The organism is Nocardia sp. NPDC049190 (assembly GCF_040648115.1).
Classification (GTDB): Bacteria; Actinomycetota; Actinomycetes; order Mycobacteriales; family Mycobacteriaceae; genus Nocardia.
Window position 1 is genome coordinate 138759 of sequence record NZ_JBEZDE010000005.1, and the last position, 13658, is coordinate 152416.

Genomic DNA, 13658 nt, shown 5'->3' on the forward strand with positions numbered 1-13658 from the left:
TCACGGGGCGGTGCGGCCGTACCAGTGGAAGCCTTCGAAGAAGTCGGCCAGGTTCAACTCCGGCGGCAGGTGGCGGGCTATGTCGGCCAGGGACGGGTAGCGTCCGTCCGCTGGGTGCTCGAGCTCGCCGAGTAGCTGGTGCAGCCCGGTCGCGACGTCCGGGACCGCGGTCACCGCAAGGTCGGCCTTGATCCGCAGGCTCAACGCCCGCATGCATTCGGCGAGGCGGTGCGAATCGACCGAGTCGTCCCAGTCGAGCCCGTGGTGGATCGCGGCCGCGGCCCCGCGTCGGCCGCGTACCATCACGCCGAGTTGCTCCACCCCGGATCTGCGCAAGTAATCCCGCAGTGCCGGAACAACATCACGGCCGCATCCGGTGTGGTCGTGCCACGGCTCGATCCAGAGATTGTCGAAACGGGCGATGAGTCGATCGTTCTCATCCCACTCGACGCTCAGGTCCAGGTCGCCCACCTCGGTCGGATTCTCGCCCAGGGTGACGAACACGCCGCGGATCCGCACTCCGGTGGCGAACTGTCCGACGCCGCTACGCACGAATTCGACGCGGTTGAGCACGAACTCGAGTCGGGAGCCGAACTGCTGCTGCAGACCGGACAATCTCGGCAGAAGTTCGTCCTCGTCGAGGTGTTCGGCGAGCAGATCCGGTATCGCCGGAACCGCGGACAGGTCCGGACCCCGCGTCGCACTCCGGCGGACCGGCGACGAAACCCCACTCGCGTCGAGGTCGGTATCGAGCAGCGCGGGCCGAGGCAGGCTCGGATTGGCGGCATGCAGCATGAGGCCGCGGACCTGTTCGTAGGACAGCGGGGCCGCACCGCGCGCCGGCCAGCGCCCGGTCATGTCGGCGTAGTTCCACAGCGTGCGGTAGTCGGAATAGAAGCGGCCGACCAGCATTTCGACTTGGCGCGGGTCAATGCTGATGCGGATCTTCTGCACGAAGTTGTTGGAGTCGCCGTAGAGCGAGTCGAGGCAGGCGATCGCGCGTAGCCGGCGGAACTCCGCCACACCGGGCTCGCCGTATATGTCACGGATTTCGTCCTCGACTATGACCGTCACCTGGTCGAGATCCGACAGCTCCCATGAACTCCAGAAAATAGTCACGTAGTCCCACAGCTTGTGCCGGACGCCGGTGAGGTTCCAGTTGTCCAGTGCCACTTCGCCGTCGGGCCGCACCCACGAGTTGCGGAAGGTCACGTTGCCGTGGCTCAGACCGACCTCCCAGTCGGTCTCGCCCGGCACGGAGATCTCGTGCGGCATCGGTATCCCCATCGCGTCCAGGAACTGGTTGCGCTGTTCGTATTTGATCCGCTGCATGCTCCGGTAGAGCTGCTCGTGTTCGGGCAAGGTCCGTACCGCGAGGTCGTCTGGAAGCTCGATCGCCTGCAACCGCCGCAGCTGCCGCAACTGGCCGCGCAGGATGTCGAACCGGTCCGCCGCATCGATTGCGGGAATGCGGCCCGACCCCATGCGACGGATCGAATTCGCGCCACGACCTCCCGAACGAGCGCCCCAGCGGGCCGCCGTCTCCGGCACGTCCACACCGACCTGGCGGGCCAGCTCCTCCGCCCGTTCCTCGGTCAAGTCGATGCGATGGAAAGCCCGGTCGCCGGCGACCAGTTTCGGATGTGTGGGGTTGGCGGCCAGCTCCTTCTCACCGGGCTCGGCCACGATGAGCCGCACCTTCCACACATTGCCGTCGTTGTCTGTGACACACCAGGCATGCGTGTGGTCGCCCCTGGTGTGTGGGGGATCCATCGCGATCGTCACCGCGACCTGAGCCACCTGCTCGGCCGCCAGGCTGCCGTCCCGGACCGCCTCGGTGACGTCGGGACGGAATTCCTTCCCGATCGGCCGGCGGGTGGCCGTGCGGTTTTCGATCGGCGTCGGTGCTGCCGCGGGATCAGCGAAGTCTTTGCGCGCCCACCACCGGGCCCGGTGCAGAACACCTGGTCCGGTCTGCCGGCGTACCTCCTGCGGAGTTGCCGGGAGCGGCGATTCCTCGGTCGATGACGTCTCGGCGAGTGCCGACGAAAGCATGACCGACCGCAGGGAAGCGGTGGATTCGGCCAACCTGCCCGGCTCGGTATCCCAACCGAATCCGTACTGCACCGCCTGCACACTCGCCTTGCCGGAGACCTCGATGACGAGCGCGTCGGCGCCCATCCGGCGGGCCAGGTCCTCGGCCGGTCCGAGCAGGTAAGGGCCGCCGTATTCGCTGGCGAGGTGGTCGATGTCGGCGGCGGGCGCTGGCCGGGCGGTGATCCGGCCGGCGCGGTCGAGTTCGAAGACAACCGGCACGTCACCGTATTCGCGGGGACCGTCCATCAGCACCGTGCGCAGCCGAATGCGGCTGACGATGTCCCGTCCGGTCGGGCCGGGCGGCTCGTACCGCGCTGACACAGGTTCCAGCCGGGCGGGTCCGTCACCGCACCGCATGACGGTCAGCAACCCCGCACCGACGCTCGCTCCGGCGCGTCCGATGCCGGCGTGCAGCAGTTCATGTATCGACACCGACGGCAGTCCGGGTGCTGACGGTTCGGCCGCCGTGCCGGCAACCGGTTGCTCCTGATCGCCCAGCCGCACCAGTTGACGCGCCCACCGCGCAAGATGATCGCGCACCTGCGCCCGCGACGGTGCCGCTCGTCCCGCCACCTCGAATACGCGAGTCAGATTGCGGTGCAGCGCGTCTGTCGCCTTGTCGAGGAATGCCGGATCGCGAGCAACCATCAGCGGTAGCCGGAAACTGTCGCCCGCGGCGGATTTCCACGCCTCCAGCACCAGATACCGGTTGAAATCCGCGGCGGCTCGTTCGCCGTAGTACCTCCGCAGCCGCTGTCTGCACCAGTTCTCCACGTCGCCGCGGATGGTGGAGGTGGGCCACGGGTTGCGGGCGGCGAACGCTACGTAATCCCACACCGGCGAACCCGGCTGGGACAATTCCAGATCGAGTAGCGCGATCTGCCCCTCCTCATGGATCAGCCGCAGCACATTGTCGAAGGTCGGGTCCCCGTGCAGGGCACCGAGGCGCACATCGTCGGGGGACTCGGGCCGGACCGCGAAGACCTCGCGCAGGCCGGGCAGGCCCAGTTCGCCGTGCAGCCGGTCGGTCCAGTCGTCGGAGTCGTCGGGGTGTTTCGTGTCGTACTCGAGACGGATCCGCATCACCTCGCGTACGAGCCGCTGCTCCCAGTCGAAACGGGTGGTGGGCAGCGTGTTCGTCTGTTCGGTGGCGTCCCACTCGTCCGCGTGCAGTGCGTGGACCCGATCCAATTCGGTGAACAACTCCTCGGCCATGGGCTGCCACGGTTCGTTCGGGGTGAGATGGCTACCGTCCAGATGTTCGTGGATCAGGAAATTCTCCGGGTAGGCGCTGCGCGCACCGATGTGGTGCAGTGTCGGTACCCGGATACCGGCCCGACGGAACAGCTCTACGGCCAACGGTTCCCCGAACACCAGACCGATGCGGGGATCGATGTCTGGGTTCGGCGTATCGGTTGGTACCCGGATGACGATCTTGCGGCCGTTCGGCAGCGTGACGACCCACACGCCGTGATGGTTTCCGACGAACCAGGCACGGTTGCGGACCAGGGTGGCGAACAGCTCGATCTGCGGTTCGGTCAGTGCGGGATCGTCGGTATCGGCATCTTGCCGCGCGACTCGGGGCCGGTGCAGGGAAGTCGGCGGCGTGTGCGAACCCGGCGTGTCCGGCGTCGTCTCATCGGCCTCCTCAGACACACCGTCCAGCACACCCCACCACCGGTTCTCAACCACCCACTGATCCCGCGACTGCGCGAGATACTCCGCCATCTCGGCAAACGTGGGCCGTGCCTCGACCGGACGGTCGAACCTGTCGAGCATCGGGTCGGCGACCACCCGCAGATCGCGCACGCGCAGCAGTTCCGCAGTACTTTCCCGCGATTCGGCCAGATGGCCTGGGTCCGGGTCCAGCCGGAAACCGAGCAGCGCCGCGACTCGGAAGCCGGACCGGCCATGAATGGGCATGATGATCCGCCCGTCCGAGCCGATGCGGCCGCGTAGTCGCGCGATGAAGTGCTGGGCAAAACGGCTGCCCTTGAAGTTCTCGTGCACGGAGAGATGGTCGAACGTGACGGTGCGGCGCCCATTCTCGTCGCGCTGGACGTGGAACCGCATGTCGCCCGGTTCGTCGACATCGCGCGAGGTGCCGTCGACGATGGTGGCCGAGACGGTCAGGCGCCGGTTGCCGTTGTGGTCGGTGTACCGCACGCTGGTCGGTACCGGGACATAGCGGCGCGGACCGTACTCCTGATGCAGCAAACCAGCCACCACGGCGAGCAGTTCGTCATCGCCGGATTGCTCGGCAGCGGGCAGCTCGGCGGTCGGCAGCACCGACTCCGCGGTTGCCGGGCCTGCGGACGCTGGTTCCGCTCGAGGCTCCTCCGGCAGCAGCTCGGCGCCCCATCTCCGGCGCAGATCGTTCGCCGCATTCCGCAAGTGACCACGAACCACCGCCGGCGACTGCGGTTCCCAGCCGCGCAGGCGGCACAACCGTTGGTAGTCGGAGTAGAAGCGGCCGACCAAGGTGTCGGTCTTGTCGGCATCCTTCGCGATCTGCTCGGCGAAGTTCGTGGAGTCGGCATAAAGCGAGTCGAGGCATGCCATGGTGAACAGCCGGTTCAACTCCACCTCACCACGGTCGCCGAAGAGGTCGAGAACCTCCCGCCTGATCTTGTTCTCGACGGCCTCGGCCTGATCCGGCGACCAGGACGTCCAGAGCATGGTCACGTAATCCCAGAGCGGATGGGTGATCGCGGCATTGTCCCAGTCGATCAAAGTGATCGAGTCGTCGTCGACGCGGACATTGTCGAAGGTCATGTCGTTGTGGTTGAGGCTGGGTGGCCAGGCCTCGTCGTCGGTGTCCGGCGACCAGGCCTCGTGCGGTGCGAGCAGGAAGAGCTCGTCCAGCCAGGGCGCGCGGGCGCGGTAATTGCGCCGCTGGAAGTCCAGGTACAGGTGAAAATGTTCGGTGACCGTCCGCGTTCGCAGGTGCACGGGCAGCTCCACCTCCAACAGCCGGCGCTTCAGCGCGAGCATCGCGTCCAGCACGGCCTCCCAATTCCCATCGGTCGGCGCCGGAGTGCGCCCGTCGATATACCGTGCCACCTGGTAGGGGCCCCACTCGTACAACTCCGTCGGGACATTGATCACCGCCGCGGCAAGACGCTCGGCATCGGCCGCGTCGAACCAGAGCCGAGGGAACCAGCGGTCGACCCCGTCGACCCGACGGGGATTGCGCGTCAGATCCTTCGCCACGGCGGTCGATGACCGCCACCGAGATACGACCACTCGATTACCACGGTCGTCCCGGTCATACCACACCTTTTTGCTGTTTCCCTCTCGGTCGGAGTGCCGGAGCACGGCGCGCAATACCAGCCGGGCGACGGTCTTCGGATCCAGGATGCCGCTGCCCTCGCTCTCGATGTCGACCGGCAGCGACGGCGGTGCGGGTGGTTGTTCGGCCGACGGTTCGACCTGCGGCAATCCGGGAATGCTCCATGCGGCGCCCCCCAGGTCTACGGCGGTGGCCAATTCGAGTCTTCCCCACCACGAATCAGGATGGGTGGGGAGCACGGCGGCAATCTCATCGAGATCTACGCCGCCGTCGAGTAACTCCCGGGGTGACGGAACATCACCCGTGCGCAGCCGCCGCCACCATTCTTTGATGATCGTGGGCACCGACGAACCACGACGTTCGAGCCTGTTCAGCACGGTGCCGACGGCCACCCGGATTTCCTCGAGATAGTTTTCGTCCCAGCCGAATCCGACTCGTGCAGCTCCAGGCCCGTCGGTGACCTGCAGCAGGAGCCGGTCGGCACCCGCGTCGCGAACGAAGTCGAGTGCGAGGCGATCGATCGGTGTATATGCGTCGGCGACATAGCAGATAGCGGTGATCCGGCTGGAGTCGTGTAGCTCGAAGATAATCTCCGCATCGTCGTACTCGCGTGTGCCGGCCATCGCGATGGCGCGAACGTTCATCCGGGCGATGACATCGGAGCCCGGCTCGCTCGTAGCCTCCAGCCCCACCTCAACCGGTTCCAACCGCGGTGGCCCGTCCCAGCGCTGTCTGATCTCCAACATGGCCTGCACCTTCTCAGGTCCCAGCGGCGTCCCGGAACGTCGGAAGTACGTGAACAGTCGCTTGACCCACTGGGACTGGCGTGTCTCTGCGGCGGGGCCGCGAACCTCGACGGCGGGGGTCGCGGCGGCGGATACGCCCGGCATGTACGACTCCAGCTCGCGGTTCGACCAATCGAGCAGGAGTTGCCTGACCTCGTCCAGCGACAGGGGTGGTTCCCGGTCCGGGTCGGCGGCCTTGCACACGCGAACGACATGGCGGTAGAAGTCCGGCAGGACATCGTCGACGGACACGATGCCCGCGGCGATCTTCCTCGGCAGTCGATAAGCGTCGCCGCCGATCGACTTCCGCGCCTCCAGCAGCACGTATCGGTCGAAGTCGGCGACCGCGCCGGGCCAATGCACCGCCAACATGTTCTTGATCCACGCTTCGGCCGCATCCCGCTCGGCATCGTCGAGCCAGTCGTTCCCGAGGTAGTACCGGGCCCAATCCCAAGCGATCGGGGCGAATTGAGCCGACTTCGTGTCGGTGAATCCGATGCGACCTTCTGCGTCCCGCCGCATCTTGCGACGGATGGGGTTTCCGTGGGTGAAGCCCATCCGACTCCCCGCCTCCCTGTAACGCAGCGGCCGCCACGTAGCGAACAGCGGTACCCCTCCGGTCAACGTGTCCAGTCGGTGGTCGACGTCGTTGTGCTCGACTTCGCGGATTCGGAACTGTTGTGTTGCGTCCCAGTGGCTCTGCGACAGCGCCAGGTTGGACGAAATGCTGTGCAGCCGATACAACTCGGGAAAGACATCTTCTGTCGTGCGCTCCCACCCTTCCTCTGGAAGGACGGCGCTTCCCGGGACGAATTGGTGAATCGTCACTCGCGTCGGAAATTCGATCACCGACGAATCCGAGTCGAACAGCAGCCGCGGGCCATGCACCCCGGCCAGGTGGAATGTCTGCGAGGTCGTCGCCGCGGACGTCGCCGACCGGTCCAGGTCGAAGTTCAGCCACTCCGCGTCGTCGAGATACGCCCGGACCGTCACTATCGGACCGCCAGCCGCACCCGCGCCCGCGGAGAGCGGGAGATGCCAGACGCCGCACTGGTTTTCGTACTCGTTCGGTTGGGTGACGCGCACGCGATCCATCACCCGATGCACCTGGTCCGGGGTGAGATCCTGATCGAGCTGCGATGGCGCCGGCGGCGCCGCGGCCGGCACAGCCCGGCATTGTTCGCCCAGCCACTGCGAGGAGTCCGCGCTAGGTGTGAGTCCCGCGCGCAGCCACTGGTCACGATTGTGCAGAACGTCGGGCCTACCGTCGGCAAGTCTCATTCGCAGCACATCCGCGCCCGCCACGCGCACGAAATGGCGGACCAGGTCGAGGAACGAGCCCCGTTGCGTTCCGCCACGATAGTGCAGGTATTGCGGCACGAACCTCGCAGCCGGACCGGGATCGACGTAGGCGGTGACGATCCCGGCGGTGTCGAGGTCGAAACGCACGTCCACATCGCCGAACTCGACCCGGTCGATCATCACGACGGCATGCGCACGCAGACGCGCCACCACTGGACCGTCCGGGTCGACGGATTCGTAGCCGGCCTCGATCACTTCCAGCCGGTGCGGCCAAGGGTGCAACGGCTGGGACCTGTTCAATCCGGTCAACCGCTGCCCACCGACACCGGGAGTTTCGAGCAAATCACGAACCGAAGCCGTGAGACTCGACGCGCGCGGTTCATCAATCCGAGGCGCGAGCTCGAGACGGTCCGGTTCCAGCGGCCACCCGTGCTCGCCGAGACTCGACAGCTTGTCGAGCAGGTCCTGAAATACCGAATCACTCATTCGATCGAAAAGAGCGGTGCTGCGGACTATCTCGAGATTCTCCCGGAATGCCGACACCGGATCGGCGGACCGGACTGTGCTGTAGGCGCCGGTACGGGGATCGCGGAAAGCCTGCTCGATGGTCGCGATGCGCGCCTCGAGCGCGAGGTAGCGATCGAAGTCCCGCAGCGCGGCATTGCCGTGTACTCGCCGAATCCTATCGACGCACCAATCCCGCACCTGCTGGCGCACTTCGGGCGGCCAGGGATTGCGGGTGATGAAGGTCGCGTAGACCCACTCCACGGGCCCGGATTCGGCGAATTCCCAGCCGGAGAGTGCCAGCGCACCCTCTGATGTACGCACCAGATTGCCGAGGGTCGCCGCCCCGTGCAGGGGTGTGGCCCGATCGTCATCGGCGGCCGGGGACCTCGGCGGGAACACGATCGACAGCCGCGGCAGTTCGAGCAACCCGAATCCCGCTCCGAGACCGGCGATGTGCGCCTCCGCGACGCGCACCGCATGGCGAACTCGGCTCTCCCACTCGGCACGTGTTGTCGCCGACGATGGTGGCGGCGGCGCATCAGCCGGGACCAGCCAGTCGAACAACTCGTCGGCGGCGGCGGCGAGCAACGACATGTCCGTGCCGATATAGTCGGCCACCGTGACAGGCGGTTCCGTGATGTATTCCTGAATACGAATCCCGGTGTCGGCGTAGAGTATTCGCGGCATGCGGGCATCGTTCTGTCCGATTCCGCTCGACAGCAGCAGGGCACGATCGTGGATCGCGCCGTCGGGGCCCACCCCCGGGACGACCTTCAGTGCGGCGCTGACGATATCGGGTGTGTCGGCGCCGACACCTAGAACTCGCCGAACGAGTACCTTTGCGCCGGACTGTCCGGGACGCGGATCCGGCAGCAGCCAGAGCCCATCACGGCCGTCTTTGTAATCCGGCTCTCGGGATCGGACCTGCGTGCGCACATCAGCGACCTGTTCGTGGGTGATCGGCGGTGCGGAGCGCCCGGCTGCCTGCTCGGTGCTCGGCGCGTCCGGGGTGGCAGCAGTCGTCGGATCGACCGCCGGATCCGATCGGTCCGGCGATTCGGCATCGCGAGAACCGCTGCCGAGTGGCCCCACCGCGTCGCCAGGCCCGTCGCTGTGGGCGGTCACCAGTCCCAGGTCGAACCGGTTATACGGTTTGGTGATGGTCCTATCCAACGGATCGACAGTCGGCAGGTCCAGGTTGGGACCGAACTGGACGAAGGGCATGCCATCCCTAGGACCGGCCGAGGCCGGACCCCGCGCTGGAGCGCCGCCGGCGGAATGACCGGTACTCGTGGTGAACGCAACCACTCCTGGAGTCCGCCCACTGGGAATCGGCGCGATCGTGGAATCCATCAAACCGCGCGCCTCCCCCTCACTGATACCCGCTGCCGCAGCGGTCTCGGCGAGACTCGGAGGCATAGAACCCTTTGCCGGGCGGGCCGGTCTCTGCACCCGGCCGGAAGCAGGCTCCGCAGCGGTCGACGAGCCCATTTCGGGATCAGGGGCGGCGACCGTCTGTCCGGGTGTAAGCGCTTCGTCGAGTTCCGCAATGCGCAGGAAACGCGGGGCCGAAGCCTCACTCCTCTTCAGACCCTCCAGTCCGGCCGGCAGTTGCTCCTCGGCTTCCGCCGGCAGATGGTGTGGTCCGGTATCCGGTTGCGGCACGGTGACCGAGGTGAGGATGACCCCGTCGCGGACAAGGAACCGGCCGTGGAGTTCGGACAGCGGCGGGCCGCCGTCCACCGTGCTGCCGTCCTCGACCAGCAATCGGGCGGTGAAGGTGCCGTCCTCCGGGTTCACGACGATCGACGCGTCCGCGAAGTCCAGCCAGCGATGCGTCAATGGGTACCACGCCGCCCTGCAGACGGTTAGCTTGGCGGAGAGCAACACCCGACTCCAGTAGACGCCGTCCCGGTCGCCGAACTCGGTGAGCCAGGCATGTTCTTCGGGACGCGCGACGAGGTCGCACAGCATGCTGGGCAGCGGCACGTGGTTCTGGGCGTCAAGGCCGATCGACCGGAAATCCTGGACGAATCCCACCGCAGCGACAGTGAAGCCGCTATTCGGGTCGGTCGGATCGACGGTGTGCGAGATGCTGCCGACGACACCACTCGGCCAACTCGGTACCCAATGGACCAGCTCTTCGACGCCGAGCGACAGCGATAGCGCGTCAGGAATCCCCAACCGGGCCAGCGCGCGCCGCGCGCAGGTACGGCTATGCACGATCGTTTGAACCTGCACCCACCCCAGGCCGTTTTGCAATTCTTCGACCAGTACCTGTTCCTCAGGCACCAACGCCGCGGTCGGATCGACACCGATGATCTCCACCGCCGCGACGCCCGTAGGCAGCCCGAGCCCGCCGACGACGAAATCGTCGGTGGCCCCCGACCTCTCGTTCGTGGCGGTCGAGGACTCGCCGTCAACGCCATCGGGTCGCGCCGCCTCGGATGATTCGGGATCGGGGCTCGGCATGTCGCCCAGTTCTGCACCGGACTCGTCGAAAGCCTCGATCGAGGACGGAACCGCACGCCCCGCTTCCGGCCGAGGCGCGCTCTGCTCGGGCGAAGGCGGCGGAGTCGCGGTGGCGGGTGTGGCCGCCTGCGACGCGATTGTCGAAGCTTCGGCAGGACGCTCTGCAGTCGGTTGCCGCTGGTTGGACTCGGTCGACACGTGCTCCGCGACGGGTGATCCGCCCGGGCCGGTCTCCCGCCGCATCCTGGCGTTGTGCCGCAGCATCAAGTCGATGATCCGACGGTATTCCGAATCCCCCAGCGGGCGGAGACCCAGGCTTTCGCGGAAAGAGGCCAGGCTGTGCCGATAGCCATCGATGATGGCGTTCCTCTGGTCCTGACTCACGTCGTGCAGACACAACTTGATGGCATCGTACAAAACCCGCTGAGCGTGGAGGTATTGGTTGTAGACGTGTCCGTTCCAGCCCCCGAGGCCGGGCCTGACATAGCCCATTTCGCGATGGTTCGCGACCGCGAAGTCGTAGGCAGGATCTCCCAGGAATGCTATCCCGTAGTCGATGACGGTCACACGACCTTGCTCGTCGATGATCGCGTTCCCTGCGGTGATATCGGCCTGCACCAGCTCCAATCGCCTCGGCGCCAAGCTTGCCGCGGCCGCACGCACCGCCGCCATCGGCCCACCTGGGGGCATGCCCAAGGCCTCGAATATCTCGGCCAATTCGTCCTTGTGCCTATCGAAATTCCGCTCATCGGCCTCGATCAGACGGAGGAGGACACCCCGCGTATCGTCGCCGGTGGGCCACGGCAGGGCGGGCGCGGGCAATTCCGACAGCGGTATCTCACTCAGCTGGTTGCGGATGACCTGCACCTCAGGTATTACCAGATATCGGAACTCACTTTCCGTCGGCCTACGGCCTTCGATGAACCGCTGAATGGAAAACTTCACCGGCCGACCATCGGGCAGCGTCCCGTCGAACTCGCCCAGCACCCGAGGAATCCGATCGACATACCGACCCGCGACTGCCAGCACCTCGTTCTCATGTTTGTACAACTGTAAATTCGGACTATCCGCGGCGCCCGGCGTCAGATACCGCACCACGAGATCGTCGACACGCTTGCTTATGTTAGGGAAACCCGACATATTCTTGACACCCGGAAGTTGAGATCTCCGGAATACCTCGAGTCCCTCATCGAGGGTCATCACCACACCGGATTCGCCGCCGAGATACTGGTACTGCGTACCCGGACGGATATCGCCGGGCACAGACCCGGTCACGGCCCGGCGCGAGCGAGGCCGTGACTGGCGGGCGCTCGACTGCTCCGCGGAAGCCTCCACATCCGCTCCCGCGAGGAATCCGGCCAACCGGCGCAGAGCATCGCGCTGCAGCGCCCGGACCGCACCATTGTCACCGAGATCCGTCCATTTCGCGATATCGGCGGTCGACCGTCCGTCCCGGAATCGCAGCATCAACACCCGCCGCTGGTTGCGGGACAGTTGTCCGAGGCCACCCTCCAGCGCCGATTCGTCGGCTTCGGCCAACGCCCGACCCCACTGATCGGACATCGGGAAACCCAAATCGACGCGATAAGCGGCGTACAGCCGACTGCGGAATTCGATGAACTCTTCGTGCTCCCGCGCAATGCCTTTGGCGATAGCGACGAACCATTTCTTGATACTCACTCGCCCGACCTGTAGCGTCGCGATGTCACGGGCGGCCCGCCGGAACGTCTCCGCCATGACGTCCTCCGCTTGGAGGGCCCCGACCCTGGCCCACCTGGGATCCGACAAGACGGCCTGATACACCGCTTCCCGATAACGCGCGTGCAGCCATCCGAACGCCTCATCGTCGCCGCCTTGGGCGGCCCGCACCAACGCCCATCCCGGCGAGCGCGGTGACAGCCCCGCATCGTCGATTGCCGAGACGCCCGCGGTGATCCGATGCAGGTCGGTGACGACGGCATCGCCGCCCGCCCGAGCGAGCGCCACGGCTTTGCCCGGCTCGGCGGCGTACCCGATAAACGGCAGGCCGTGGCTGTTCGCGACGGTGATCGCATCGCCGATCACCGTGCACTGCCTTTCCGGGGCCGCAGCGTTCAGGCGGAGGAAAGCGAGGGCCGCCTCCAACGGCAAGGAGTTCGGCTCGTAAAACTCTGGATCGTTGCCACCAAGGTGTCGACCGATCACTGTGGTGATCAGATTATCCAGGCCGTGGCCGCGCAGATACTCTCGCATCGCCTCCTCCGAGACGCGAGCGACCGCCACCAGCGGACGCCCACTGCGCTCCAGCGCCTCGAGACACGCTCGCGCGCCTGGCGTCGGCACGGCGGAACGTGCGGCTTCCACCTCGAGTTCGGTGAGCACATCTGCGATCCGAAACCGCAACGCGTGATTGAAATTGTGCTGCTCAAAATCCAACACCGCCATGGGATCCCGCGCCTCGACGACCGCTCGCGGGAGGTGAAAACCCTCCTCCGTCAGGCGCTCGCAGAGCCGGTCGGCAATCTCTGCCCGCGAAAGGTGCGCGTAGAAGTCACAGATCGGGCCATCGAACTGCACCAGTACATGCTCCGTGGATTCCAGAACAGCACACAGACTTTCGGGGTCGTCCACCTCGACGACTTCGTCTCTCGGCATGGCGGCGTCGACCACCGTTGCGACCCGCGTCCCATCTGGGACAGCGGCAACCGCCAGGGGCACCGCATCGCGGTCAGGCTCTGCTGTGGTTTCGAGACCCACTGCTGTGGTATCGAGATCCAGCGACGGATCATCACTCTGGTTGCCCGGCAGGTCGGCTTCGGCTGCTGTCGCGGTCGACTCCGCCGATGGTTCCGGGAGCGGGTCTTGCGGCTGCGGGGCGTTCGTTTGCTGATCCTGGTCAAACGTGCTCTGTTCTTCCCACACGGACGACTCTTCGACCAACGATCGATCCGTCGCCGAGTTCGATTCCGCGCGGTCCGCGGACGCGGCATCCGAGCGCGTAGTCGACGCTGCGTGCCGCGGACCCATCGGATCCGGAAAATCCGCGGTGTTCGCACCGAAGACGTCGTCGAGCAGTTGCGTGCACCCCGACAGCGGCAGACCCCAAAGGTTACGGGCAGCAATGAAACTGTCCGCATAGCTGTCCCGCTGATGCTGATCCAACGGCAGAACCGTCGCGCGCAAAACCCACTGGATATGCAGGAAATCCTTATAGAGAGACCAGT

Annotated in this window: 1 protein-coding gene (only partly in view); it reads right to left on the reverse strand. The window is 66.1% G+C overall.

Going from position 1 to position 13658, the window contains the following annotated elements:
- Nucleotides 1-13658, reverse strand: the final stretch of a protein-coding gene (locus AB0B25_RS07320) for an alpha/beta fold hydrolase (protein WP_357176029.1). The gene runs 137515 nt beyond the window's last position; the window shows 13658 of its 151173 coding nt (coding positions 137516-151173); its start codon lies beyond the right edge, outside the window; it ends in the stop codon at nt 1-3.